Origin of the sequence: Desertivibrio insolitus (genome assembly GCF_017355965.1) — a bacterium.
Lineage (GTDB): Bacteria > Actinomycetota > Actinomycetes > Actinomycetales > Microbacteriaceae > JAFIQW01.
On sequence record NZ_JAFIQW010000001.1, the window covers coordinates 291809 to 317819 of the forward strand.

At 70.8% G+C, this 26011-nt stretch carries 26 protein-coding genes; 10 read left to right on the forward strand and 16 right to left on the reverse strand.

Annotation, left to right across the window (positions count from 1 at the left end):
* Positions 1-13 precede the first annotated feature (13 nt).
* The 8 genes from JUB10_RS01350 to JUB10_RS01385 all read right to left on the reverse strand — a co-directional run bounded on the left by JUB10_RS01350 (position 14) and on the right by JUB10_RS01385 (position 7653).
* Entirely contained in the window at positions 14-838 is an 825-nt protein-coding gene (locus JUB10_RS01350; RefSeq protein ID WP_207453560.1) for an alpha/beta fold hydrolase, read from the reverse strand.
* 126 nt (positions 839-964) lie between these two features.
* Positions 965-2167 carry a pyridoxal phosphate-dependent aminotransferase gene (locus tag JUB10_RS01355; RefSeq protein ID WP_207453562.1) on the reverse strand — a complete coding sequence of 401 codons (1203 nt, stop codon included), beginning with the start codon at positions 2165-2167 and terminating at the stop codon, positions 965-967.
* A gap of 32 nt (positions 2168-2199) precedes the next feature.
* On the reverse strand, positions 2200-2358 hold the full coding sequence (locus JUB10_RS01360) for a hypothetical protein (protein WP_207453564.1): 159 nt from the start codon (positions 2356-2358) through the stop codon (positions 2200-2202).
* A gap of 108 nt (positions 2359-2466) precedes the next feature.
* Positions 2467-2958, reverse strand: a complete 492-nt coding sequence (locus JUB10_RS01365) for a glutathione peroxidase (RefSeq protein ID WP_207453566.1) — start codon at positions 2956-2958, stop codon at positions 2467-2469.
* A 62-nt stretch (positions 2959-3020) separates the two neighbouring features.
* A complete protein-coding gene (locus JUB10_RS01370) occupies positions 3021-4379 on the reverse strand; it encodes a D-alanyl-D-alanine carboxypeptidase family protein (RefSeq protein WP_207453568.1) in 1359 nt (452 codons plus the stop codon).
* A gap of 138 nt (positions 4380-4517) precedes the next feature.
* Positions 4518-5192, reverse strand: a complete 675-nt coding sequence (locus JUB10_RS01375; RefSeq protein WP_207453569.1) for an SDR family NAD(P)-dependent oxidoreductase — start codon at positions 5190-5192, stop codon at positions 4518-4520.
* A 52-nt stretch (positions 5193-5244) separates the two neighbouring features.
* Complete coding sequence (gene ychF / locus JUB10_RS01380) at positions 5245-6318, reverse strand: redox-regulated ATPase YchF (protein ID WP_207453571.1); 1074 nt, start codon at positions 6316-6318, stop codon at positions 5245-5247.
* Between the two features lie 63 nt (positions 6319-6381).
* Positions 6382-7653: a CPBP family intramembrane glutamic endopeptidase gene (locus JUB10_RS01385; RefSeq protein WP_207453573.1), complete on the reverse strand. Its 1272-nt coding sequence runs from the start codon at positions 7651-7653 to the stop codon at positions 6382-6384.
* 170 nt (positions 7654-7823) lie between these two features.
* On the opposite strand from JUB10_RS01385, the gene JUB10_RS01390 reads away from it, so the two are divergent.
* Positions 7824-8435, forward strand: coding sequence for an exonuclease domain-containing protein (locus JUB10_RS01390; RefSeq protein ID WP_207453575.1), 612 nt, complete (start codon positions 7824-7826; stop codon positions 8433-8435).
* 46 nt (positions 8436-8481) lie between these two features.
* Positions 8482-9819: a DNA recombination protein RmuC gene (gene rmuC, locus JUB10_RS01395; RefSeq protein ID WP_207453577.1), complete on the forward strand. Its 1338-nt coding sequence runs from the start codon at positions 8482-8484 to the stop codon at positions 9817-9819.
* Between the two features lie 58 nt (positions 9820-9877).
* Here the strand turns inward: rmuC and glpX are convergent, their stop codons facing one another.
* On the reverse strand, positions 9878-10825 hold the full coding sequence (gene glpX / locus JUB10_RS01400; RefSeq protein WP_207454366.1) for a class II fructose-bisphosphatase: 948 nt from the start codon (positions 10823-10825) through the stop codon (positions 9878-9880).
* Positions 10826-11038: 213 nt separating this feature from the next.
* Here glpX and fbaA point away from each other — a divergent pair, with 213 nt between their 5' ends.
* Positions 11039-12061, forward strand: coding sequence for a class II fructose-bisphosphate aldolase (gene fbaA, locus JUB10_RS01405; protein ID WP_207453579.1), 1023 nt, complete (start codon positions 11039-11041; stop codon positions 12059-12061).
* A gap of 227 nt (positions 12062-12288) precedes the next feature.
* On the opposite strand, the gene JUB10_RS01410 is transcribed toward fbaA, so the two are convergent.
* Both JUB10_RS01410 and JUB10_RS01415 read right to left on the reverse strand, forming a co-directional pair.
* A complete protein-coding gene (locus JUB10_RS01410) occupies positions 12289-12852 on the reverse strand; it encodes a DUF6264 family protein (protein WP_207453581.1) in 564 nt (187 codons plus the stop codon).
* Positions 12849-13925 carry a 4-hydroxy-3-methylbut-2-enyl diphosphate reductase gene (locus JUB10_RS01415; protein ID WP_207453583.1) on the reverse strand — a complete coding sequence of 359 codons (1077 nt, stop codon included), beginning with the start codon at positions 13923-13925 and terminating at the stop codon, positions 12849-12851. Before JUB10_RS01415 ends, JUB10_RS01410 begins: the two co-directional genes overlap by 4 nt.
* Positions 13926-13988: 63 nt before the next feature.
* Here JUB10_RS01415 and xseA point away from each other — a divergent pair, with 63 nt between their 5' ends.
* The 5 genes from xseA to JUB10_RS01440 all read left to right on the forward strand — a co-directional run bounded on the left by xseA (position 13989) and on the right by JUB10_RS01440 (position 18168).
* Entirely contained in the window at positions 13989-15233 is a 1245-nt protein-coding gene (gene xseA / locus JUB10_RS01420) for an exodeoxyribonuclease VII large subunit (protein WP_207453585.1), read from the forward strand.
* A gap of 1 nt (position 15234) precedes the next feature.
* Positions 15235-15459, forward strand: coding sequence for an exodeoxyribonuclease VII small subunit (locus JUB10_RS01425; protein WP_207454367.1), 225 nt, complete (start codon positions 15235-15237; stop codon positions 15457-15459).
* Between the two features lie 3 nt (positions 15460-15462).
* Complete coding sequence (locus JUB10_RS01430; RefSeq protein WP_207453586.1) at positions 15463-16095, forward strand: DUF4245 domain-containing protein; 633 nt, start codon at positions 15463-15465, stop codon at positions 16093-16095.
* A complete protein-coding gene (locus tag JUB10_RS01435; protein ID WP_207453588.1) occupies positions 16092-16712 on the forward strand; it encodes a carbonic anhydrase in 621 nt (206 codons plus the stop codon). Before JUB10_RS01430 ends, JUB10_RS01435 begins: the two co-directional genes overlap by 4 nt.
* Before the next feature lie 61 nt (positions 16713-16773).
* A complete protein-coding gene (locus JUB10_RS01440; protein ID WP_207454368.1) occupies positions 16774-18168 on the forward strand; it encodes a class II fumarate hydratase in 1395 nt (464 codons plus the stop codon).
* 86 nt (positions 18169-18254) lie between these two features.
* Here the strand turns inward: JUB10_RS01440 and JUB10_RS01445 are convergent, their stop codons facing one another.
* Both JUB10_RS01445 and JUB10_RS01450 read right to left on the reverse strand, forming a co-directional pair.
* Positions 18255-18812, reverse strand: coding sequence for a prepilin peptidase (locus JUB10_RS01445; RefSeq protein ID WP_207453590.1), 558 nt, complete (start codon positions 18810-18812; stop codon positions 18255-18257).
* Between the two features lie 51 nt (positions 18813-18863).
* Positions 18864-19247 (reverse strand): VOC family protein, encoded by a 384-nt coding sequence (locus JUB10_RS01450; protein WP_207453591.1) that lies wholly within the window; start codon positions 19245-19247, stop codon positions 18864-18866.
* A gap of 184 nt (positions 19248-19431) precedes the next feature.
* Here JUB10_RS01450 and JUB10_RS01455 point away from each other — a divergent pair, with 184 nt between their 5' ends.
* Positions 19432-20538 (forward strand): hypothetical protein, encoded by a 1107-nt coding sequence (locus JUB10_RS01455; protein ID WP_207453593.1) that lies wholly within the window; start codon positions 19432-19434, stop codon positions 20536-20538.
* 40 nt (positions 20539-20578) lie between these two features.
* Here JUB10_RS01455 and JUB10_RS01460 read toward each other — a convergent pair whose 3' ends face one another.
* Positions 20579-21922 carry a PhoH family protein gene (locus JUB10_RS01460; RefSeq protein WP_307859036.1) on the reverse strand — a complete coding sequence of 448 codons (1344 nt, stop codon included), beginning with the start codon at positions 21920-21922 and terminating at the stop codon, positions 20579-20581.
* 260 nt (positions 21923-22182) lie between these two features.
* On the opposite strand from JUB10_RS01460, the gene JUB10_RS01465 reads away from it, so the two are divergent.
* On the forward strand, positions 22183-24066 hold the full coding sequence (locus JUB10_RS01465; protein WP_207453595.1) for an alpha-amylase family glycosyl hydrolase: 1884 nt from the start codon (positions 22183-22185) through the stop codon (positions 24064-24066).
* On the opposite strand, the gene JUB10_RS01470 is transcribed toward JUB10_RS01465, so the two are convergent.
* Together JUB10_RS01470 and JUB10_RS01475 are read right to left on the reverse strand one after the other, a co-directional pair.
* The gene (locus tag JUB10_RS01470; protein WP_307859037.1) at positions 24063-25193 is read right to left on the reverse strand and encodes an aminotransferase class V-fold PLP-dependent enzyme; all 1131 of its coding nucleotides are present in this window, start codon (positions 25191-25193) and stop codon (positions 24063-24065) included. The genes JUB10_RS01465 and JUB10_RS01470 overlap by 4 nt on opposite strands.
* Entirely contained in the window at positions 25194-25973 is a 780-nt protein-coding gene (locus JUB10_RS01475; RefSeq protein ID WP_207453597.1) for an isoprenyl transferase, read from the reverse strand.
* Positions 25974-26011 lie beyond the last annotated feature (38 nt).

Sequence of the window (26011 nt, forward strand, 5' to 3'; positions counted from 1 at the left end):
GCCCTGATCCGGCTCAGACCAGGGTCGGCAGGAAGCCCGCGATCGCGGCGATGATCTCGCCCGGGGACGACAGGTTGGTGGCGTGGCCGGTGCCCGCGACCTCGACGAGGCGGCTGTTCCGAATGCGTGCGTGCAGGTACTGCGCCACCTCCGGCGGCACGACGAGGTCGTCCGCCGCCTGCACGATCAGGGTGGGCGTGCCGATGGCGGCGAGCTCCGCCCGGTAGTCCCCGAGGAAGATGGCGCGCGCGACGTGACCGGCGACGGTCCGATCGAGTGCGGCGAAGCCGGCGATCATCTCCTCGGCGATCCACCCCTGGTCCGGGTTGCCCACGATGTGCGGCGCCATGGTCCGCGCCCACCCCGAGGCATCCGTCGTGATGGCGTCGACGAGGCCCCGCACCTCGTCGAGACCGAATCCGCCGCGGTAGTCGATGTCGTCGACGTAGCGCGGCGAGGGTGACAGCAGCACGAGCCCGTCGAAGGCCGCCGGACGCCGCGCGGCGGCGAGCGCCCCGATCATCGCGCTGACCGAGTGGCCGACGTACACGACCTCCTCGAGGCCGAGCGAGTCGATCAGCTCGACGAGGTCGTCTGCGTAGCCGTGCAGCGTCGAGTAGCGGTCGACGTCGTACCTTTCGGAGTCGGTGCCGGCCGCCCCGATGTGATCGAAGAGCACCACCGTGTGCTGCGCCATGAAAGAGGGGGCGACGAGACGCCACATCTCCTGCGACCAGCCGAAACCGTGCCCGAACACGATCGTGCGTCCGCCGGGATTGCCCCAGATCCGCACGCGCTGGCTTCGCAGGAGGTCGAGCGACCGCGCTACGCCGTGCATCTCGCCGCCCTCCCTTGGTACTCGGAGACCCGAACTCCGGCAGGAACAGTCAAAGCGACAGCCCTACGGGAAAGGCAGTCCCAAAAATGGGTGACGCTCAGTTTTGTCGCGCATCACCGAATTGCGTCACGGCAGGCTCGCGAGGAATCCGCCGAGACGGCGCAGCCCCTCCCCGAGTTCCTCTCTGGAAGCCGCGTAGGAGAGGCGGACGTGGGTGTCGGCGCTGTGCTCGCCGAAGTCCTTGCCGGGAGTTAGTGCGACGTGCGCCTCCGCGAGGGCACGCTGGCAGAACTCCCACGACGACAGCCCGGTGCCGCTCACGTCGAAGTAGACGTAGAACGCACCGTCCGGCGGGACGGGCACGGGGAGGCCGAGCTCGCGCAGCCCCTCGAGCACGAGAGCGCGCCGCCCGAGGAACTCCTCGCGGCGCTCCTCGCAGACGGCCAGCGACTCCGGGGTGAAGCAGGCGAGCGCGGCGTGCTGCGCCGGCGTCGAGGCGCAGAGGAAGTAGTTCTGGGCGAGCCGCTCGAGGGCCGGCACGAGCTCCTCGGGCACGATGCACCAGCCGAGGCGCCAGCCGGTCATGCCGAAGTACTTCGAGAAGCTGTTGATGACGATGGCATCGGGATCGAAGGCGAGCACGGTCGAGGCGGGGCGCCCCTGCTCGTCGTGGTCGGCGAGGTCGAGGTAGATCTCGTCGACGATCCGCCAGCCACCCCGCTCGCGCGCCGTCGCGCAGATGCGCTCGAGCTCGTGCTTGTCGACCGAGGTGCCGGTGGGGTTCGACGGCGTCGCGATCATGACGCCGCGCGTGGCATCCGTCCAGGCCTCGGCGACGGATGCCGCGTCGAGCTGGAAGCGCGTCTCGGCGGCAGCCTTCACGAGCGACACCTGCGCGCCGAAGCTCTCCATGATCTGCCGGTTGCAGGGGTAGGACGGGTCCCCGATGAGCACCTCGTCGCCGGGATCGACGAGCGCGGCGGCGAGGAGCACGAGGGCGGCGGATGCCCCGGCGGTGACGACCACGCGGGCGGGGTCGACGGTCACACCGTGCTGGTCGCGGTAGAAGTGCGCGATCGCCTGACGCAGCGCCGGGAGCCCCAGTGCGGCGGTGTAGGCGAGCGGCCGCCCGTCGGTCGCGTCGCGAAGCGCCTGCAGCACCGCGGGCGGAGCGCCGAAGTCGGGCTCCCCCAGGCTGAGCTTCACGACGTGGTTGCCCTCGGCCTCCAGGGCGGCGGCGTTCTTGCCGAACTCCATCGCGTAGAAGGGCGCGATGCGCTGGGCGCGGTCGGAGAGCTTCATGCCGCGCCGCTCGGTTCCCGTGGTCATGCCTCCATCGTCGCAGCGCCGCGCCGCAGCGTTCAGCTGTGGTCTTCGGTGTCGGGCTTCGCCCGCAGAACGTCGGCGACCTCCTCCTCAGGACGCGGGGGCAGGGTTTCGTCGTCCTCGAGTTCCGGAATGGTCGACTCGTCCGGGCCCGGCACGTGGTCCCGCGAGGGGTGATCGTGGTGAGAGGGCACGAAGAATCCTTCCGTCGGCGGCGTTCTCAGCGTAGGCGAGTCGCTGCCGGAGATCGGAGCGCTGCGACGCTGGCTCCCGTGGTCACGCCTCCATCGTCGCAGGCAGCGCTAGCGCGGCTGCGCCGCCAGCAGGGATTCGATCGCGGCGACGATCGCCGGGTCATCCGGCTCGACCGTCGGCCGGAAGCGCTGCACGGTGCCGTCGGGCGCGACGAGGAACTTCTCGAAGTTCCAGCTGACGCGCCCCGCCTTGCCCGACCCGTCGGGCGTGCGGGTCAGCTCCTGGTAGAGCGGGTGCGCTCCCCTGCCGTTCACCTTGATCTTGTCGAACATCGGGAACGTGACGCCCCAGGTGATCGAGCAGTACTCCTGGATCTTCACCGTGTCGCCGAGCTCCTGCAGGAACTGGTTGCTCGGGAAGCCCAGCACCGTGAAGCCCTGCTCCGCGTACCGCTTCTGCAGCGCCTCGAGCTTGGCGTACTGCGGAGTCAGACCGCAGCGCGAGGCGACGTTCACGATCAGCCGCACGGGCGCGTAGTCGGCGAGCGTCGCGGGGCGACCATCGATCGTGGTCAGCGGGATCGAGTCGAGAGCGGGCATCGCGTGAACTGTAGGACAGGGATTCGAATGCCCGCCTACCGCTCCCGCGAGCCGGACCCGGGCTACTCGCCCCCGAGTTCGCCCGGATGGGTCAGCCGCCACCACTCGGTCGGCGCCGTGATGCTGCCCTCGATCACGACGGGAGCGGTCACGGTGTTCGGTCCGGCGCTCCAGGTGATCGTCCCGACGACCTCGCCGGCCTCGTAAGCCGTGGGGGTCTTGGTCTCCATCGTGACCGTGATCGGGGTGTCCGACCAGGTGAGGAGCGAGGCGTCCTCGCCGACGACGATGCGTGCCGACGAGCCCCAGGGAGTGGAGTACCCGCCGATCTCCTCGCCCCGGGTGGCGACGGGCACCTCGTGGAAGCCCGCGCGGATGCTGTCGAGCAGCGCGACCGCGCTCCTGTTGACCGACTCCCGCGATCCGCCGCCGAGCATGATGCCGGTCACGCTGAGCGGCTCGGCGATGCCGACGTCGACGCTCGCGGTGTAGAGCAGGCTGAAGGTGCCAGGGCCGAGGTTGCCGGTCTTCAGCCCGGTGATGCCGCCGCTGCCGAGCAGGCTGTTCGTGTTCACCATCCGCCCGGGCCCGGGCACCGACAGCGACGGGGTCGCCGCGATCTCGGCGATGGTCGGGTCAGCCGCCGCCAGCTTGCCCAGCGCGACGAGGTCCGTCGGGGTGCTCGTGTTGCGCGCGCTGAGCCCGGTGGGCTCGACGATCGTGGTGCTCGAGAGTCCGTTGTCGGCGAGCCAGCGCCTCGTCGCGCTGACGAACGCCCCCTGCGACCCGAAGGCCCACGTCGAGACGGCCTCGGCGTAGTTGCTCGCCGACGGGATGAGCATCGCCGACAGAGCGTCACGCAGCGACATCGAGCTGCCAGCCGGCATCGCGGCGATCGTCGCCCCGCGCACGTAGTACGCGTCGTAGAGGTCGTGATCGGCCTCGGAGAACGTGATGGTCGGCCCCTCGTCGTCGGCACCGTCGAGCGGCTTCTCGTCGAGCACCACCAGCGCGGTGACGAGCTTGGTGATGCTCGCGATGGAGCGCGGCTCGTCGGTTCCGCTCGTCAGCCACACACCGCTCGCGCCGGCACCCAGGTACTCGTCGGCGCCCGACACGCTCACCGCGGCGGCCCCGTCGAGCGGGAGGGCGAGGTCGGCGGCGGAGCCGACCGGCGCATCGGGCTGCTGCACGTCAGCTGTGGGGGCGCTCACCGGGGCGGTCAACGCCCACCAGGTGTATCCGCCGGCGCTGCCGAACATCAGGAGAACGACGACAACCGCCACGAGCCACCCGCGGCGCCGCCGAGCTCGGCGCATCCGCGGGTCGGCCGGCGGACGTCCGGGCGAAGGGTTTTGATCGTCGGAGAACCAGTCGGCGAACGCCGAGATCTCCGTGGCCGAGCGGCCCTGCGTCGTCATCCTGCCCCCAAGCGGTACGCGTCTCCGCGCACAGTGTGGCGGGGACGTGGCGCCGGGACAAGTACTTCGTTGAAGCCGCGCCTAAATGGTTAGGCGGACGAGCGGAGGTGCATCCCCTTCGTCACCGACGACCTGCCGCTACTCCCTGCCCTCTTCGAGCGGGATGAGCATGGTTCGGAACGGCCCGTCAGTCGTGTGCAGTTCCCAGATCCGGTCGGCCACGTCATCGATGCCGTTGGGCAGCTGGAGCCGGGGAATCGCTCCTGGAATCACGAGCTGCTTGACCCGCACCCCCTCGTTCTCGAGGGCGTCGTGAAGCATCTCCCCGTACGCGCTCTCCGCCGGGAAGGCGACGGAGGTTCCCGCGAAGCCGGCGCGTGCCTTCACCGAGGTCCCGCCGTTGATCAGGATGATGCTGCCGTCTCCCGACTCCTGCATCGCGGGCAGCACCGCGCGGGCGGAGTGGATGAGGCCGAGCAGGGAGAACTGCACGGCCTCCAGTGCGAGTTCAGGGGTCAGCTCGAGGACGGGCTTCAGGTAGTCGCGAGACGGAAGCGGGCTGTACTGCAGGACCGAGATCTCGCCGAGGTCTGCTGCGGCACGGCCGAGCGCGTCTTCGAGTTCAGCGGGCCTACGCACGTCTGCCGAGTAGCCCTTGGCCGTCACCCCCGCCGAGCCCAGCTCCGCCACCATGGCGTCGAGCTTCGATCGGTCGCGCGAGATCAGGGCTACCGAGAAGCCCTCGCGGCCGAAGCGACGCGCGACGGCCGCTCCGAGTCCCGGTCCGGCTCCGATGATGGCGATGACGGGCATGGCGAACTCCTTCGGGCTGTGACGTTGCGGCGACTCCGAGTAGTGACCAGGGTCACACGTTGAAGCGGAACTCCACCACGTCGCCGTCCTGCATCACGTAGTCCTTGCCCTCGATGCGGGCCTTGCCGCGCGAGCGCGCCTCGGCGATCGAGCCGGCGGCGACGAGGTCCTCGAACGAGATGACCTCGGCCTTGATGAAGCCCTTCTCGAAGTCGGTGTGGATGACGCCGGCGGCCTGCGGGGCCTTCCAGCCCTTGCCGATCGTCCAGGCGCGCGACTCCTTCGGGCCCGCCGTGAGGTAGGTCTGCAGTCCGAGGGTGTCGAAGCCGACGCGGGCGAGCTGGTCGAGGCCGCTCTCGTCCTGGCCGGTCGAGGCGAGCAGCTCCGCCGCCTCCTCGGGGTCGAGGTCGATGAGCTCCGACTCGATCTTCGCGTCGAGGAAGACGGCCTTCGCCGGGGCGACGAGCGCGGCGAGCTGCTCGCGGCGCGAGTCATCCGTCAGCACCTCCTCGTCGACGTTGAAGACGTAGATGAAGGGCTTGGCGGTGAGAAGCCCGAGCTCGCGCAGCGGGGCGATGTCGACCTTCGCGCTCGACAGCGGTGTGCCGGCGTTCAGCGCCTCGATCGCGGCCTTGGCAGCGTCGAGCACGGCGGGCTCGAGTTTCTTGCCGCGCACCTCCTTCTCGAAGCGCGGCAGCGCCTTCTCGAGGGTCTGCAGGTCGGCGAGGATCAGCTCGGTGTTGATCGTCTCCATGTCGCTCGCCGGGTTCACGGCGCCGTCGACGTGCACGACGTCGGGGTCGCTGAAGCCGCGGACGACCTGCGCGATCGCATCCGCCTCGCGGATGTTGGCGAGGAACTGGTTGCCGAGCCCCTCGCCCTCGCTTGCGCCGCGCACGATGCCGGCGATGTCGACGAAGCTGACCGTCGCCGGCACGATCCGCTCGCTGCTGAACAACTCGGCGAGCTTCGTGAGGCGCGCGTCGGGAAGGTTCACGACGCCGACGTTGGGCTCGATCGTCGCGAACGGGTAGTTGGCCGCGAGAACCGTGTTCTTCGTCAGCGCGTTGAACAGGGTCGACTTGCCGACGTTGGGGAGACCGACGATTCCGATGGTGAGAGCCACGGGCGTCAATCGTATCCGCCGGGTGGCGCCGAGCGCGCCGGGTGCGGATGCCGCAGCGCCGCGCTACCCCGCCGAGCGCTCCCCCTCGTCGCCGCGGTGGTCCTCCGGCGCGGCTGGCGGCTGCACGGGCGTCTGCCCGAACGGCGGGGCCGGCGGCTGCACCGCGTCAGGCGCGGCCGGGGCGTGCGGCACCGCGGCGGGCGGCGGCGGAACCGGGTGTGCGCCTGCGGCGGCATCCGCGACCGGCATGGTGGACCGTGCGTCCGGCTGCTGCACCGCGGCGGCCGTCCCCTGCTGCTGCGCCGTCGCGCCCGAGGTCGGCTGCGCCACCCCGGCGTACTGCGGCTGCCCCTGCGAGGCCCAGTAGTGCTGGGCTGCGAGGTCGTAGGCCTGCTGGCGGGCGCGCTCCTCGGCGACGGTGAGCGGCTGCGGCGCGACGCGCTCGACGCCCTGGCGACGAGCGAGCCAGGTCGTCACGACGGCGGCGAGCAGCACCATGAAGATGGGCACGAGCACGATCGGGCCGCCGGTTCCCGCGCTGCGGTCGATGCCCTGCTCGAGGGCGCCCGTGAAGGCGGCGCCGAGGAAGATCAGCACGTTGTTCGTCGCGTGGATCAGCACCGCCGCCTCGATGCCGCCCGAGCCCCACACCGCGATCGACATCGCCGCGCCGAAGAGCACGTAGTAGGCGATCAGCCACGGGTCGCCCGCGAAGTGCGCGAGCCCGAACAGCACGGCCGACCCCGCCGTCGACACGGCGAGCGCGAGCCGCGGCGAGGGGATCCAGCTGCTGATCGAGCGCTGGGCGATGCCGCGCATCGCGTACTCCTCCCCCGCGGCCTGCAGCGGGGTGGTGAGCAGCACGACGAACACGAGCGCGATGGCGGTGCCGTCGACGCGGAAGCTGCCCTCGGGTGCGAGCAGGAACGTCGCCCCGACGTAGAGCACCCAGAGCGGCACGATCACGGCGGCGAGTCGACCGAACCACTGCCACCGGAAGCGGCCGGTGACCGAGTGCAGGAAGCGGACGGGCACCCCGAAGAGCAGCCGCTGCAGCCCCATCGCGACGGGGATCATGAGCGCGAGCGCGACGTTGGTCGCGAGCAGCTGCACGGGCGTGATCGGGATGACGCCCGACTCGAAGTCCTCGAGGCTGATCGCGCCGGTGACGAACACGTCGAACACGATCGCGAGCCCGCCGATGACGAGCGAGAACAGGAAGAAGGCCACCACCACGACGACGAGCGCGACGGCGCCTCGCCACCAGCCGGGCACGCGGCGCAGCGCGTGGTCGTAGTGGGTGCGGTACAGCACGGGGACAGGCGACGTCGACATGTTCGGGCTCCGGGACATCGGCTTGCTCTAGGGACACCACACGCTATCGACCACGGGCGTCAACTCCCCGTAGCGACGCCCCCCGTTCGGGGGATCCGTTCAGGGAGCGTTTGCCGACCCGCCCGGGCGGCAGCGCGGCGGTGTCCGGGGCCGGTGCGACACTCGCTCCCGTGCCACTGGACTTCACCGCCATCGACTTCGAGACCGCCAACTCCTCCAGCGCCTCGGCGTGCTCGGTGGGTCTCGTGAAGGTGCGGGCGGGCAGGGTCGTCGACCGCGCGTCGTGGTTCATCCAGCCGCCGCTCGGCTTCGACACGTTCAACGAGTGGAACGTGCGCATCCACGGCATCCGGGCGACGGATGTCATCGGCGCGGCCACCTGGTCGGAGCAGCTGCCCGACCTGCTCGCGTTCGCCGACGGAGACCACATGGTCGCCCACAACGCGGGCTTCGACATGGGCGTCATCAGCGCCGCGTGCACGGCGACGATGCTCGACGTGCCCTCGCTCCGCTACCTCTGCAGCCTCCAGCTCGCCCGAAAGACCTACAACCTCGACTCCTACCGCCTGCCGGTCGCCGCGATGGCCGCCGGGTTCGAGGACTTCGACCACCACGACGCCGCGGCGGATGCCGAGGCGTGCGCGGCGATCGTCGTGCACGCGGCCAAGCGGCACGAGGCCGCCTCGATCGAGCACCTCGCCGAGATCGCCGGCTGCCGCATCCGGGCGATCGGCGCCGTCGCCGAGGAGGACCGCCCGATGGCGCTCAGCGCCACCGCCTGAGCGCGTCGCGCCGACGGATGTCGGTGGCGCGACCCACACTGACGCCATGGATCCCGTCCTCGCCGTCCTCCTCGGACTCCTCGTCGGCGCCGGCCTCGGCTGGGTCGCCGGCGTCGCCGCCACCCGCTCCCGCCGCACGGCCGCGGACTGCGGACACGACGACCCGCAGCTGGTCGAGGCGCGGCACGCCGCTCAGCTCTCGGCCGTGCGCGCGGAGGAGCAGCGGGCGCACGCCGAGTTGCGGGCGGAGCTCTCGGGGCTGGAGGCGACGGCGCAGGGGCTGCGTCAGCAGGTGGCGACCGCTCAGTTGCAGTACCGCGAGCTGTACGAACGGGTGCACGCCGACGAGCGGGCCCGTGCCGAGCGCGAGCGGGTGGAGAGCCGCGTGCTGCAGGCCCTCTCCCCCGTGCAGGAGACGCTGCGCACGATGCAGAAGAAGGTCAGCGAGCTCGAGTCGCAGCGCGAACGTCAGCACGGCGAGCTCGCCGAGCAGCTGAAGTCGGCGGCCGAGTCGGACGAGCGGCTGCGGGCGACCGCCGAGTCGCTCGCGAGCGCGCTCCGCAACAACTCCACCCGCGGCGTGTGGGGCGAGACGCAGCTGCGCAACGTCGTCGAAGCGGCCGGCCTGACGAACCGCGTGGACTTCGTGCTGCAGTCGAGCATCACGACGGATGCCGGTGCCGGACGCCCCGACATGATCGTGCGACTGCCCGGCGGCAAGGCGATCGCCGTCGACAGCAAGGTGCCCTACAACTCCTATCTCGAGGCGAGCCGCATCCCCGCCACCGCGACCGGCGAGGACGAGGCGCGCCGCCGCTCGCTGCTCGCGCAGCACGCCAAGCAGGTGAAGAGCCACATCGACGCCCTCGCCGGCAAGCGCTACTGGGAGGGTCTCGACGCGAGCCCGGAGTTCACCGTCGCGTTCATCCCGAGCGAGTCGCTGCTCGCGGCGGCACTCGAGGAGGACCCGCTGCTGCTGGAGTACGCGTTCTCGCGCCGCATCGCGCTCGCCTCTCCCGTCAACCTCTGGGCGGTGCTCAAGACCGTCGCGCTCACATGGCAGCAGGACGTGCTCACCGAGGACGCCAAGCGGCTGTTCGACCTGAGCAAGGAGCTCTACTCCCGGCTGGCGACGCTCGGCGAGCACGCCGACAAACTCCGCCGGTCGATCGACTCGACAGTGACGCACTGGAACCGCTTCGCGAGCTCGCTGGAGACGCGGGTGCTCGTCACGGCACGCAAGCTCGACGAGCTCGACCCGTCGAAGGTGCTCGGCGAGCAGCGGGCCCTCGACTCCCGCCCCACCCCGTTGTCAGCGGGCGAGCTCGACTACGCCGACGACAGCGACCTGCCCGAACTCGAGGCGACGCCCACCGCGCCCTGACTTCGCGAGGAGCCGCACGCGCGCCAGAGCGTCGTGCCGAAGCGGGAGCAGTTCGGGACTAGTCCGCGTCCTCCCCGAGCCACTTCTCGGCGAGGTGCTCGGCAACCACGCGGCGCACGGTGCCGGAGTGAGAGCGGAGCACGATGCTCTCGGTGCGGATGATCGGGCCCTTGCGGCGCACGCCCTCGACGAGACCGCCATCGGTCACACCGGTCGCGACGAAGAAGGTGTTGTCGCCGCGCACGAGCTCGTCCGCCTCGTAGACGTGGTCGAACTTGAGCCCGGCGTCGAGGCCGCGCTGGCGCTCCTCGTCGGTCTTCGGCCGCAGCACACCCTGGATGAGGCCGCCGAGGGCCTTGATCGCACAGGCGGTCGCGACGCCCTCCGGGCTGCCGCCCGTGCCGACGCACATGTCGATGCGGGTGCCGTAGCGAGCCGCGTTGATGCCGCCGGCGACGTCGCCGTCGAGCAGCAGGCGGGTGCCCGCGCCGGCGGCGCGGATGTCGGCGATGAGCTGTTCGTGCCGCGGTCGGTCGAGCACCGCGATGGACATCTCCTCGACCGGCTTGCCCTTCGCGGCGGCGAGAGCGCGGATGTTCTCGCCGATCGGCTTGCGGATGTCGACGACGCCGATGCCCTCGGGGCCGGTGACGAGCTTGTCCATGTAGAACACGCTCGAGGCGTCCAGCATCGTGCCGCGGTCGGAGACCGCGATCATCGACAGGGCGTTCTGCCGCCCCGCGGCGGTCAGCGAGGTGCCGTCGATCGGGTCGACGGCGATGTCGCACTCCGGACCGTTGCCGTTGCCGACCACCTCGCCGTTGAACAGCATCGGCGCCTGGTCCTTCTCGCCCTCGCCGATGACGACGACGCCGGCGAAGTTCACGGTGCCGAGGAACTTGCGCATCGCGTCGACGGCGGCCTTGTCGGCCCCGTTCTTGTCACCGCGGCCGATCCACGGAACCGCGCGGATGGCGGCCGCCTCCGTGGCCCGCACCAGCTCCATGGCGAGGTTGCGGTCGGGCGAGGTGTACAGGGTGCCGGGATGGGTCGTCGTCGAGCTCACGTGCCGATCCTATTGATCGACCGCGGCGCACAGAAGGAGAAAGTGAAACGTTTCAGAAACGTGCAGGGATTGCAGGATGACGGCGGGCGCCGCGCTGTGCCCGGCCCGAGTCATCCGGTCGCCGCACACCGGTCGCGTCGGTAGGGTGACCTCATGCCTATCGCTACCCCGGAGCAGTACGCCGAGATGCTCGACAAGGCGAAGAATAACGCCTTCGCCTACCCCGCCATCAACGTCTCGTCATCGCAGACGATCAACGCCGTTCTCCAGGGCCTCTCCGAGGCCGAGTCCGACGGGATCATCCAGGTGACGACCGGAGGCGCCGACTACTTCGCCGGTCACACGGTCAAGAACCGCGCCTCGGGTGCCCTCGCCTTCGCGGCGTTCGCCACCGAGGTCGCGAAGAACTACCCCGTCACGGTGGCCCTGCACACCGACCACTGCCCGAAGGACGCGCTGGACGGCTTCGTGCTGCCGCTGATCGCCGCTTCCGAGGCGGAGGTGCGCGCCGGCCGCAACCCGATCTTCCAGTCGCACATGTGGGACGGCTCCGCGGTGCCGCTCGACGAGAACCTCAAGATCGCCGAGGAGATCATCGCCCGCACGAAGGCGATCAACGCGATCCTCGAGGTCGAGATCGGCGTCGTCGGCGGCGAGGAGGACGGTGTCAGCCACGACATCAACGAGCACCTCTACACGACCCTCGACGACGCGATCGCAACCGTCGAGGCCCTCGGGCTCGGCGAGAAGGGCCGCTACATGGCGGCCCTGACCTTCGGCAACGTGCACGGCGTCTACAAGCCGGGCAACGTCAAGCTCCGCCCCGAGCTCCTCAAGGAGATCCAGGACGGCCTCGCCGAGAAGTACGGCAAGGAGAAGCCGCTCGACCTCGTCTTCCACGGCGGCTCCGGCTCCACCGACGAGGAGATCGCCGAGGCGGTGCGCAACGGCGTCGTGAAGATGAACATCGACACCGACACGCAGTACGCGTTCACCCGTTCGATCGCCGACACGATGTTCACCAACTACGCCGGCGTGCTGAAGGTCGACGGCGAGGTCGGCAACAAGAAGATCTACGACCCCCGCGCCTGGGGCAAGAAGGCGGAGTCGGCGATGGCCGCCCGCGTCGCCGAGGCGACGAAGCAGCTCGGCTCGGCCGGCTGGTCGAACAAGTAGGCGGATGCCTCGAGGGTGCCCGGCGCTTCGGCGCCGGGCACTTCCGCGTTCACGGCTCCCGCGCGTCATCCGCTGCTTCCGCGTGTCCGTCTGGACGCCGGCGTCGTCCGCGGTTCTCGAGCGCGAGTCACCCGCGGATCACGAGCGCGTCGGGCGCGGTTTCCGAACGCGCGTCATCCGCGGCTCGGACCGACGAACGTTCTTCGCGGCCCGGGACAGGACCCGCGTCAGTTCGGCGGGTTCGAGGCATACTGCAGGAACGCGGGGTCGCTGACGATCACGGCGCCCATCAGCACGGTGAGCACGATCGTCGCGAGCACACCGGCCGCGAGCGGGTAGATGAAGGCGAGCCGCCCGCGGGCGAGCGACCACAGGGCGAGGGCGATCGCGAGGATCAGCAGCCCGATCTGCACGAGGTTCGCGACGAGCCCGACGGTCGCGGCGAGCTCGAACGAGGTGAACTCCCCCGCGCCGAGCTGGTCGAACACCGCGGTGAGCACCGTGCCGAGGTTCGCGTACTGGGCGACGGAACCCGCGACCGACCAGGTGCCGAGCAGCAGCAGCCCGACGGTGAGCGCGATGTCCCACGTGCGGCGCTTGGCCTTCGCCTGCTCGGGGGCGACGGCGGGCCAGCCGGAACCCTCGCCGCCGGACGCCTGGGGCGCGGGGGCCTGGGCGGGAACCGGCACGGGTTCGGCCGGGTCGACGTGCTGCGCGGGCGACACCCAGCCGGGCGGGGCGTACTCGCCGTACATCGGGGCGGGGCGGCCTTCGGGGCGTTCGTCGGTCACGAGTTCCGCCCGCGTCCGCCGAGAGCCCGCGAGTCCTGGTTGCCGCTGATGTCCTTGCGCAGCTCCTTCGGCAGGCTGAACATGAGGTCCTCCTCCGCCGTGACGACCTCCTCGACCGTGCCGTAGCCGGCCTCGGCGAGGTCCTCGAGGAGCTCCTGCACGAGCACCTCGGGCACGGAGGCGCCGCTCGTGACGCCGACGGTGGCGACATCCGTCAGCCACTCCTGCTTGACCTCGTGCGCGTAGTCGACGCGGTACGCCGCCTTGGCGCCGTACTCGAGGGCGACCTCGACGAGGCGGACGCTGTTGGAGCTGTTCGCGGAGCCGACGACGATCACGAGATCGGCGTCCTTCGCGACCTTCTTGATGGCGACCTGGCGGTTCTGCGTGGCGTAGCAGATGTCGTCGCTCGGCGGGTCCTGCAGGTTCGGGAAGCGTTCGCGCAGGCGGCGCACGGTCTCCATCGTCTCGTCGACGGAGAGCGTGGTCTGCGAGAGCCAGACGAGGTTGTCGGGGTCCTTGACGACGACGGAGTCCACGTCCTCCGGCCCGTTGATCAGCGTGGTGCGCTCGGGGGCCTGGCCCATCGTGCCCTCGACCTCCTCGTGACCGGCGTGGCCGATCAGGAGGATCTCGCGGTCGTCGCGGGCGAAGCGGAGGGCCTCGCGGTGCACCTTCGTGACGAGGGGGCAGGTCGCGTCGATCGCCTGCAGGTTGCGGTCGGCCGCGCCCTTGACGACGGCCGGCGAGACGCCGTGCGCGCTGAAGACGACGTGCGAGCCCTGGGGTACCTCGTCGACGTCGTCGACGAAGATCGCGCCGCGCTTCTCGAGCGTCGAGACGACGTGCACGTTGTGCACGATCTGCTTGCGCACGTAGACGGGCGAGCCGTAGTGCTCGAGCGCCTTCTCGACCGCGACCACGGCGCGGTCCACTCCTGCACAGTAGCCACGGGGCGCGGCCAGCAGCACCTTCTTCGAACCGGCGACAGGGGTATCGATTAGCCTGTTCCGCACCGCGGGAACCCGCGGGGTCTCGAGGCTCACGGCGTTGCCGTTGGTGATCTGGCTCATCAGGCAGAAATCCTACCGAGGCACTGCTGACCGTCGCTTGAGGAGGCCACGCTGTCCGTCACGATGACGCCGGTCGTCGACGCCAAGCCCACTGCCGAGCAGCCGTGGCCGGTGTCGGTGCTGTCGACCAAGATCCGCGACTACATCGAGCGGCTCGGCTCGGTGTGGGTCGAGGGCGAGCTCACGCAGTGGAGCGTCTCGGGCGGCAACGTGTACGGAAAGCTCAAGGACCTCGAGGCCGACATGACGGTCTCGTTCTCGGTGTGGTCGAGCGTCAAGGCGCGTATTCCTCAGGACCTGAAGCAGGGTGACCACGTCGCCGCGCTCGTCAAGCCGAACTGGTGGGTCAAGGGCGGCACGCTCACGATGCAGGTCGTCGACATGCGTCACGTCGGCCTGGGCGACCTGCTCGAGCGGCTCGAGCGGCTGCGCCAGCAGCTGCGCGCCGAGGGGCTGTTCGACGCCTCGCGCAAGAAGGCGCTCCCGTTCCTGCCCGGCTGCATCGGCCTCATCACCGGCAAGGACTCCGACGCCGAGAAGGACGTCAAACGCAACGCCCAGCTGCGCTGGCCGGCCGTGCACTTCCGCACCGAGTACGCCTCCGTGCAGGGCGACCGCGTCGTGCCCGAGGTGCTCGCGGCGCTGCGCCGGCTCGAGGCGGATCCCGACGTGCAGGTCATCGTCATCGCCCGCGGCGGCGGCGACTTCCAGAACCTCCTCGGCTTCAGCGACGAGAAGCTCGTGCGCGCCGTCGCCGCCTGCACCACCCCCGTCGTCAGCGCCATCGGGCACGAGGCCGACCGGCCGCTGCTCGACGACGTCGCCGACCTGCGCGCGTCGACGCCCACCGACGCCGCGAAGCGTGTCGTTCCGGATGTCGCCGACGAGCTCGCCCGCGTGCGCGAGTGCCGCGCCCGGATCGCCTCCCGCGTCACCCACCACGTGACCCGGGAGATGGAGCGGGTCGAGCACCTGCGCACCCGCCCCGCCCTCGCGACGACCACGTGGATCGTCGACACCCGCGCAGAGGAGCTGGCCCGCTACGTCGCCCGCAGCACCGAGCTCGTCGAGCGGATGGTCGAGAAGTGCCACTCGAAGGTCGGCGAGCTGCGCGGTCACCTCCGCGCCCTCTCGCCGCAGCGCACCCTCGACCGCGGCTACGCGATCGCCCAGCTGCCCGACGGGCGCGCCCTGCGCGACGCGGCGGACGCCCCGGCCGGCACTTCTCTCCTCCTCACCGTCGCCGACGGCCGGGTGAAGGCCACCTCGAACGGCGCCGGCCCGGCTCTGTCCGACCCCTCCCGGTAGGATTTCGGCCGTGGATACGACGAAGACGGATGTCGCGGAGCTGAGCTACGAGCAGGCGCGCGACGAGCTCGTCCGTGTCGTGAACGAGCTCGAGCAGGGCTCGTCGAGCCTCGAGGAGTCGCTCGCCCTGTGGGAGCGCGGCGAGGCCCTTGCCAAGCGGTGCGAGGAGTGGCTGCTCGGCGCGAAGGCGCGCCTCGACGCCGCCCGCGGCGCGACGCAGGAGTAGACCGTGGCCCGCCAGAAGACGCCGCGCGTCGTGGCAGAGCTCGGTCGCCCCGAGACGCCGCAGGAGATCGCGGACCGCCGCGCCGCGGCATCCGCCAAGCGCCGCCGCAACCAGACCGCGATCAATCTCGTGTTCTCGCTCGTCGCGTCGCTCGTGGTCGTGCTCGTCGCCGTGCTGATCGTGGTGCGCCCCGACGACCGGGGCGCCGTCGACGCCGTCGACTACCGCGAGATCGCCCAGCGGTCGCAGGCGCAGGCGGGAGCGCCGCTCGCGGCTCCCGAACTGCCCGAGGGCTGGGTCGCCAACCTCGCCGAGCTGCGGGACGTCGACGACGTGAGCACCTGGTACGTCGGGTTCGTGACGCCCGAGCAGCAGTTCATCGCGCTCGAGCAGGGCATCGACGCGGATGCCGACTGGCTCGAGCAGGCGACCGACGGCCGCGCCGCCACGGGCGCCGAGCTCATCGGCGACACCGAGTGGGCCTCGTACGACTACCGCGGCGACGAGGAGGCGGGCAACCACGCCTTCGGCCTCTCCGCCGCGGAGGCCGAATCCACCTATGTGCTGCACGGCACCGCCGAACTCGCCGAGTTCGTCGAGCTCGCCGAAGCACTCGACCTGCAGGAGGCAGAGTGACCCTGGCCGGAGACGTCTGGAACGAACTCGTCGAAGGGAACCGTCGCTTCGTCGACGGCTCGCCGGAACACCCCCGACAGGACTCCGACACGCGCGCGAGCCTTGCGGGCGGGCAGTCCCCGCGGGTCGCGCTGCTCGGGTGCGCGGACTCCCGCCTAGCCGCCGAGATCATCTTCGACACCGGGCTCGGCGACCTCTTCGTCGTGCGGAACGCCGGTCAGGTCGCCGGTGAGACCACCCTCGCCTCCCTCGAGTTCGCCGTCAGCGCGTTCGAGGTGCCGCTCATCGTCGTGCTCGCGCATGACTCGTGCGGCGCGGTGAAGGCCGCTGTCGACACCGTCACGGCGGGTGCGAACACCCCGCCGCGGCTCGTGCGCGAGATCGTCGAGCGCATCGAGCCGGCCGTGCGGGCGGCTCAGCGCACCACCGAGGAGGGCTCCCCCGTCGACCCGGCGGCTGTCGGGCTGCTGCACCTCGAGTCATCCGTCGCGTCGCTCGTGGGCAACTCCGAGGTCATCGCCGAGGCCGTGGCGACGGGTAGATTGGCCATCGTCGGCGCGAACTACGATCTCGCGCGCGGAGTCGTCGCGACCCACACCGTCGTCGGCGAACTCTGACTCTTCCCCGCCGCCCTACAGGCGCGCCTCGAAAGGACAGCACAACGCCGTGACCAGCTCCCTGAACGACACCGAGTACCGCATCGAGCACGACACGATGGGCGAGGTGCGCGTGCCGAAGAGCGCGCTGTACCGCGCCCAGACGCAGCGTGCCGTGGAGAACTTCCCGATCTCCGGGACCGGTCTCGATCCGGCGCAGATCGTCGCGCTCGCCCGCATCAAGCGCGCCGCCGCGATCGTCAACAAGGAGCTCGGCATCCTCGACGGCGAGATCGCCGACGCGATCGTCGCGGCCGCGGACGAGATCGTCGCGGGGCAGCACCACGAGCACTTCCCGGTCGACACGTACCAGACGGGGTCGGGCACCTCGTCGAACATGAACATGAACGAGGTGCTCGCGACCCGCGCGAGCGACATCCTCGGCTCCGCGGTGCACCCCAACGACCACGTCAACGCGTCGCAGTCGTCGAACGACGTGTTCCCCACCTCGGTGCACGTCGCCGCGACCGGCGCGCTGCTGAACGACGTCATCCCCGCGCTCGACCACCTCGCGCTCGCGCTCGAGGAGAAGGCGGAGCTGTGGAAGGACGTCGTCAAGTCCGGCCGCACCCACCTGATGGACGCGACACCCGTCACCCTCGGGCAGGAGTTCGGCGGCTACGCGGCGCAGATCCGGCTCGGGCTCGAGCGCGTCAACGACACGATCAAGCGCGTGGCCGAGGTCCCCCTCGGCGGCACCGCCGTCGGCACGGGCATCAACACCCCGGCCGGCTTCCCGCAGAAGGTCATCTCGATCCTCGCCCAGTCGTCCGACCTGCCCATCACCGAGGCGCGCAACCACTTCGAGGCGCAGGGCGCGCGTGACGCGCTCGTCGAGGCATCCGGAGCCCTCCGCACCGTCGCCGTGAGCCTCACCAAGATCTGCAACGACCTGCGCTGGATGGGCTCGGGCCCCAACACGGGCCTCGCCGAGCTGCACATCCCCGATCTGCAGCCGGGCTCGTCGATCATGCCCGGCAAGGTGAACCCCGTTATCCCCGAGGCCGTGCTCATGGTCGGCGCCCGGGTCGTCGGCAACGACGCGACCATCGCGTGGGCCGGGGCCTCCGGCTCGTTCGAGCTCAACGTCGCGATCCCCGTCATGGGCACCGCGCTGCTGGAGTCGGCGCGTCTGCTGTCGAACTCGATGCGCCTGCTCGCCGACAAGACGGTGAAGGGCCTCGAGGCGAACGTCGAGCGCGCCCGTGCCCTCGCCGAGTCGTCGCCTTCGATCGTCACTCCGCTCAACCGGCTCATCGGCTACGAGGCCGCGGCGAAGATCGCCAAGCACTCCGTCGCCGAGGGCATCACGGTGCGCGAGGCGGTCGTCGCCCTCGGCTTCGTCGAGCGCGGCGAGGTCACCGAGGAGCAGCTCGGCAAGGCGCTCGACGTCCTGTCGATGACGCACCCGGGCTGATCCGGGGCCACTCGCCGAAAGGGCGGGGCGGATGTCAGAGGGCTTCGGCCCGCGGCATCCGTTCCGCCCTTCGTCGTGCTGCGGGCTCAGGCGACTGCGACCGCGAGCCAGAACCCGAGGAGGAGGAACGGGCCGAACGGCAGCGCGTCCTTCCCGCCCGCGCGGCGGGTCGCGAGCAGCAGGGCGCTGGCGAGGCCGCCCGTGAGGGACGCGGTGAGGACCGCCGCGACCGCGACGGGAAGCCCGAGCAGTCCGGCGGCCGCCCCGAGCACCGCGCCGAGCTTGACGTCGCCCATGCCCATGCCGCCGAGCAGGTTGAGCGCGAGCAGCAACGCGCCGTAGCCGAGCCCGCCGAGTGCTGCTCCGGCCGCGAGCGCGGGTGCTTCGACTGCGGCGAGGGCGACGGCGCCGAGAACGGGCACCGCGGCGGCGAGCACGATGCCGTTCGGCAGCCGATGCTCGGCGAGGTCGACGCGCACGAGCGACGGGGTCGCCGCGGCGACCGCGAGCAGGGCGGTGACCGCGGCGAGGTCGGCGGGCCCCCTCAGCACCGGCACCGCGGCGGCGGTGAGCAGGGCGAGGACGGCGAGCATGGCGGCGTCCTCGGTGCCGCCCGTACGGCGGGACGCGGTCGTCGCGCTCATGCCCGGGACGGTAACGCGTCCGGCGGCGCCACGGCGGACGCTGTCAACAGGTCAATTGCCGCCCTGGATGACGAGCAGCATCGTGCCCGCCGGGTCCTGCACGTAAGCGACGCGCTCGCCCCACGGCATGTCGCTCGGCTCGACCGGCACACCGACGGACTCCTCGCGCGCGGCGGTCACGACCCCGTCGAGGTCGGCCACATAGAGGCAGACGTCGACCGCGTGGCCGGTCGCCGGCAGTGGCGTCTCCCCGTATAGTGCAGGGCTCGTGCCCAGCCCGAGAGCGAGGTGCGAGTCGCCGATCGCGACCGTGACGTACACCGGGTCGCCGCCCTCCGGGAACCGGTAGATCTCGGTGGCGCCGAACACGCGCTCGTAGAAGCCGCGGAGTTGGAGCACATCGCGGCAGTTGATGATCGGGAACACGTCCGGCATGGGGCGACGGTGGCACGGGTCGCTGGAGGCGCGGAAGGGTCTTGCGTGCTCCGTCTTGCGCGGTCCCGATCGATAACGGAGGCACTTCGGTCCGCTGACGTCGACGGTCGACCTGCGAGAGCGGAATCGCCTCCGCTATCGATAAAACCCACGCGGTGGCGTCGAGCGGCCGTAGAGTCGGCCCGTGCCCCTCGACGCCGACGCCCTCCTCTCGGGACCCCGTGGGCGACGCCTGTGCCTCGAGGCGGCCACCGGTGACGGCAACGTGGCGCCGACGGCCGGCGAACTGCGCACGCTCGTGCGCCAGGCGGCGCACGAGTTCGAGCCGGACTCCGGGCAGTCCGCGCGCTACCTGACCTCGAGCAGCCGCTGGTCGTTGCACTGGGGCTCCCCGACCCTCGAACCGGCCTGGACCTTCGAGCACCTCCACGACCGCCTCGCGGCAACCCGACTGCGACTCGATCCCGCCGCGATGCTGGAGTCGCTGAGCCAGACCGTCGACCGCGCCATGTACTGGCAGCCGCCGGACGGCGAGGACGTGCTCGCGGCCTCGCCCGAGCTCGCGGATGCCCTCCGCGGCATCGCCCGGCAGGTGCTCGACCACCCCGCGGCGAGCTGGTGGGCGGATCCACTCGACAGCGACTCGCAGAGGGTGGTCCATCACACGGCGCATCAGGGGGGAGCGGCGGCTCGACCGGCGGCCGAGGCACTGAGCGTGTGGCGGGAGGAGACGCTGGCGACCGAACGGCGCGCCCAGCGGGACACGCCCCGGGACCCGGCCGCATCGTTCAGCGGCGACTGGTGGTCCGCCCCGGTGTCGGTCGTGACCTCCAGCACGCGGGATCTCGGCGAGGCCGGTCCGGTCGGGCTGCACCTCGTCGAGGACCGCTTCGGCTGGGAGCGCGCGCTCGTGCTGCCCCTCGAGGTGACGCCGACCAGCACGTACGAGCTGGACGGACCCGACGCGTGGGCCGAACTGTGCCACCGGTTCCCGCTCGAGGTCACGGCTTCACGCCGGCACGACTGGTACCGCGTCACGGGCTGGGACAGCGAGTGGGTCATCCCGGACTGGTCCGCGGTCGCGCGCGAGTACGACGCCGTGCACCTCAGCCTCGCCGGCTATCTCACGACCGCCGGACGCGGCATCCCATTGACCGAGACCCACTCCACCGTGCTCGCCGGCTGGGATCCCGACCAGACGTACTGGCTGCGAGACGTCGACCCCGACGCCTCCCGTGCGGAGCGGTGGCATCGGACTGACGAGAACGACGCCTGGCGGCGGATGCCGTGAGGAGAGGGAGCGCCGCCTTGGGGCGGCGCTCCCCCGGGCATCAGGCCAGTTCGTTGCCCTCCAGCATCTCGGTGACGAGCGCGGCGATCGCGCTGCGCTCCGACCGGGTGAGGGTGACGTGCGCGAACAGCGGGTGCCCCTTGAGCGTCTCGATCACCGAGGCGACGCCGTCGTGCCGGCCGACGCGGAGGTTGTCGCGCTGCGCGACGTCGTGGGTGAGCACGACGCGCGAGTTCTGACCGATGCGGCTGAGCACCGTGAGCAGCACGTTGCGCTCGAGTGACTGCGCCTCGTCGACGATCACGAACGCGTCGTGCAGCGAGCGTCCGCGGATGTGGGTGAGCGGCAGCACCTCGAGGATGCCCCGGTCGGTGATCTCGTCGAGCACGTTCTGCGAGACGAGCGCGCCGAGCGTGTCGTAGACCGCCTGCCCCCAGGGGTTCATCTTCTCGCCCTGGTCGCCGGGCAGGAAGCCGAGCTCCTGACCACCGACGGCGTAGAGCGGGCGGAACACCATGATCTTGCGGTGCTGCTGCTTCTCGAGCACGGCCTCGAGACCCGCGCAGAGGGCGAGGGCGCTCTTGCCGGTGCCGGCGCGGCCGCCGAGTGAGACGATGCCGACCTCGGGGTCGAGCAACAGGTCGATCGCGAGCCGCTGCTCGGCGGAGCGGCCGTGCAGGCCGAACACGTCGCGGTCGCCGCGCACGAGGCGAGCGCGCCCCCGCGCCGTGACACGGCCGAGGGCCGAGCCGCGGTCGCTGTGCAGCACGAGCCCGGTGTTGACGGGCAGGTCCTGGATGTCGCGCGACTCGATCGTCTCGGTGTCGTACAGCGACGCCATCTGCTCGCTGGAGATCGTGACGTCGGCGAGGCCCGTCCAGCCGGAGTCGACCGCGAGCTCCGCGCGGTACTCCTCGGCGGTGATGCCGAGCGACGAGGCCTTGACGCGCAGGGGCAGGTCCTTCGACACGACCGTGACGTCCAGCCCGTCGTTCGCGAGGTTCGCCGCGACGGCGAGGATCCGCGAGTCGTTGTCACCGAGCTGCATGCCGGAGGGCAGCACCGACTGGTTGGAGTGGTTCAGCTCCACCCGCAGGCTGCCGCCGTCGCCGACGGGGACGGGGAAGTCGAGACGCTCGTGCTGCACGCGCAGCTCGTCGAGGTTGCGGAGTGCCTGCCGCGCGAAGTACCCGATCTCGGGGTCGTGACGCTTCGCCTCCAGTTCGGAGATGACCACCACGGGAAGCACGACGGCGTGCTCGGCGAAGCGGAAGATCGCCTTGGGATCGCTCAGCAGCACCGACGTGTCGAGCACGTACGTGCGCTCGCGCGTCGCTGAGACATCCGCCTGGCTGGTCTTCTGCTTGGGAGAAAGCGCGGCCACAACCACTCCATCCCCGGGCGGCTGAGCGCCCGGATCCTGTATGCGAAGCGGCCACAGGCGGTTACGAAACGAACTTATGTGGCCGTCTCGACCAGGTGCCTTACCTGATGTTCCGAACGTAAGCCCCAGCACCGACATCGCGCACGCATGACACGGAGGGGACGCGTTACGGAGAGATTAACGATCCGCGTCTCGCCGTCATCGGGCGGGGGCAGGAAATCCCCGCCCGGGCCGTCGGAGAAGGGGAGCAGAATGACGACATGTCGGACCGGATTCCGCACGCCCTCACCGGTGAGGTCGGCGACCCCACGTTCCTCGCTCGCGTCGCCGCCGAAGGGCCGCGCCTGGAGCGCCTCTTCCACGAGATCTACGGCGACGACGCGAGAGCGCGAAGCGAACTCGAGGGCGTCCTCGCAGACGCGGCGGAGTCCTGGGCGTCGCGACCGGCCGCGCTCAAGCGGCGGGACGCGGAGCGACTGGCCGACCCGGACTGGTACCAGTCGAACCGGATGCTGGGCGGCGTCTGCTACGTCGACCGCTACGCCGGAGACCTCCCGGGCCTCGCCCGGCACATCCCCTACTTCCGCGAGCTCGGGCTCAGCTACCTCCACCTGATGCCCCTGTTCCTCGCGCCCGAAGGCAACTCGGACGGCGGGTACGCGGTGTCGAGCTACCGGCAGGTGGACCCCGCGCTCGGCACGATCCAGGACCTCGCCGCGGTCGCGGCCGACCTCCACGACGCGGGGATCTCGCTCGTCGTCGACTTCATCTTCAACCACACCTCGAACGAGCACGAGTGGGCGAAGCGGGCGCTCGCCGGCGAGCAGGAGTTCGAGGACTACTACTGGTTCTTCCCCGACCGCGAGATGCCCGAGCGCTACGAGCGGACCGTGCGGGAGATCTTCCCCGACGACCACCCGGGCTCATTCGTGCAACTGCCGGACGGGCGGTGGGTCTGGGCGACGTTCCACTCCTTCCAGTGGGACCTGAACTACCGCAACCCCGCCGTTTTCAGGGCGATGGCGAGGGAGATGCTCTTCCTCGCCAATCAGGGGGTCGACATCCTGCGGATGGACGCGGTGGCCTTCATCTGGAAGGAGCTCGGCACGGCCTGCGAGAGCCTCCCGCAGGCACATCTCCTGCTCCAGGCGTTCAACGCAGTGTGCCGCATCGCGGCGCCGTCGATGCTGTTCAAGTCCGAGGCGATCGTGCACCCCGACGAGGTGATCCAGTACATCTCCCCCGGCGAGTGCCAGCTGAGCTACAACCCGCTGCAGATGGCACTGCTCTGGAGCACCCTCGCGACGCGAGACGTGGGACTGCTGCAGCAGGCGCTGGACCGGCGACATGCTCTCCCGCCCGGCACCGCGTGGGTGAACTACGTACGCAGCCACGACGACATCGGCTGGACCTTCGCCGACGAGGATGCCACGGAGCTCGGCATCGACGGGTTCGACCACCGCCGCTTCCTCAACGCGTTCTACGTCGGCCGCTTCCCCGGCAGCTTCGCCGACGGCGTCCCCTTCCAGGAGAACCCACGGACCGGTGACGCCCGCGTCGCCGGGACCACGGCGTCCCTCCTCGGGCTCGAACGCGGCGATCCCGGCGCCGTGCCCCGCATCCTGCTCGCCCACTCGGTGGTGCTCAGCACCGGCGGCATCCCTCTCCTCTACCTGGGCGACGAGGTCGGACAGACCAACGACCACGCGTACGCGGAGGAGCCGGGGCACGGCGAGGACAGCCGCTGGGTCGGTCGCCCGCGGTACCCCGTCGACGCCTACGCGCAGCGGAACGACGAGAGCACCGACGCCGGACGCATCTTCGCGGGGCTCCGGCACCTCATCGCCGTCCGGCAGCGGACGCCGGAACTCGCGGGAAACACGCTCGTCCCCTTCCACACGCGCAACCCGCACGTGCTCGGATACCAGCGGCCGGGCGACTCCGGCACGGTCGTCGTGCTGGCGAACTTCGCCGACGAGGAGCAGACGGTAGACGCCGAGGTGCTCTCCGGCCTACCGGACGTCGCGCTCGACCTGGCGAGCGACGCGAGCGTTGCACTCCGCGACGGCCTCCGGCTCGCGCCGCACGGCTTCGTCTGGCTCCACGTCGACGGCGACTCCGCTCGGCGGTCGGAGCAGGCCTAGTACGTCGCCGCCGAGGCGTAGCTGACGAGGGCCGCCTTCAGCATGTCGAGGCTCTCCCTGGTCGTCGTGACGTGCGGGGAGATGCGCACGGCCCCCGACCGCACCGTCGCGGTGACCCCCTGATTGTGCAGCGACGCGACGAAGAGGTTGAGCTGGTCGACCGGCGGCTCGAGCACGACGATGCCGGCGCGCTCGGCGACGTCGCGCGTCGAGATCAGCGGCATGCCGAACTCGTCGGCCAGCCCGATGACCTGCTCGACGACGTCGGCGAGGGCGGTCTGGATCTCGGCCACCCCGACCTCGGCGATCTCCTCGAGCGCCGCGGCGAAGCGCGCCATCGCGATCGGGTCGGGGTTGCTGACGCTGTACGCGTCGACCCCGCGGGCCGGGTCCGGCACCTCGTCGAGCGGCAGCTCGTCCTGGTCCGTGCCGGTGAAGCCGCTGAAGACGGGGATGAGCTGCTCGGCGGCGCGATCGCTCATCGCCATGAAGCCCGTGCCCCAGCCCGAGCGGATCCACTTCTGCCCACCCGAGACGACGACGTCGGCGACGGTGAACGGCGCGTCGACGACCCCGAACCCCTGGATCGCGTCGACGATCAGCAGCCGGTTGCCGATGACCTGGCGGATGCCGTCGATGTCGGCGGCGTGTCCGGTGCGGAAGTCGACGAGGCTCACGGCGACCGCCGTGACCGAGTCGTCGAGCTGGTCGCGCACCACCGCGGGCGTGACGCGACCGTGGTCGGTCTCGAGCCAGCGCGGCTGGATGACCTTGAGCGCCTGCTCGGCGCGCACGGCGGCGAACGGCAGCGACGGGAACTCCCCGGCCGAGAGCAGCACCTCTCCCCCGGTCACTCCGAAGAGCGCGTGCATGAGCCCGATCGAGGTGTTCGGCTGGAACACGATCTGGTCGCGCCGGAACCCGGTGACGGATGCCACGGCGTCCCGCACCCGGTCGCGCTGGTCGCGCACCCCGTCGAGGCTGCCGAAGCGGGCGCGCGACAGCAGCGTGTTCTGCGCGAGGGCCTCGGAGAGCACGGTGTCGCCGGGCGGACCGACGGAGGCGAAGTCGAAGTAGCCGGGTTCTTCGTCGAACCGCGACCGGAAGTCGTCGAGCGGAAGGGGCACTTACGTACCGTAGCGACGATGCCGCGTCGAGTAGTCGCGGATGGCTCGGAGGAAGTCGACCTCACGGAGGTCGGGCCCCAAAGCCTCGACGAAGTAGAACTCGCTGTGCGCGCTCTGCCACAGCATGAAGTCGCTCAGCCGCTGCTCGCCGGAGGTGCGGATGACGAGGTCGGGGTCGGGCTGCCCCTGGGTATAGAGGTGCTCGCCGATGAGCTCCGGCGTGAGGTCGGCCGCGAGGGTCTCGAAGTCGCTGCCGAGCTTCTCGTGATGGGCGATGATGCTGCGCATCGCGTCGGCGATCTCGCGGCGGCCGCCGTAGCCGACGGCGAGGTTGACGTGCAGCCCGGTGTTCTCGGCGGTGCGCAGTTCGGCGGCGGCGAGCGAGGCGACGAGCGGCTCCGGCAGCCCCTCAGAGCTGCCGACGTGCTGCACCCGCCAGCCCGGCACCTGGCTGAGGTCCTCGGCCAGGTCGGCGATGATCTGGAAGAGCTGGTCGAGCTCCTCGCTGTGCCGCCCGACGAGGTTGTCGGTCGACAGCAGGTACAGCGTGACGACGCGGATGCCGAGCTCGTCGGCCCAGCCGAGGAACTCCTGCATCTTGGCGGCTCCGGCACGGTGGCCGTGGGCCGCGGTCTCGAGCGCCCGCTGACGCGCCCAGCGGCGGTTTCCGTCAAGGATCATCGCGATGTGCTTGGGCAGGCCCTCGCCGTGCAGCCCCCGGCGCAGACGCGCCTGATAGAGGCGGTACAGGATGCCGCGTCCCAGGGGCAGTCGAGGCATCCGCACTGTTCTACGGTAGTCGCTCCTCTCCCCCGAAC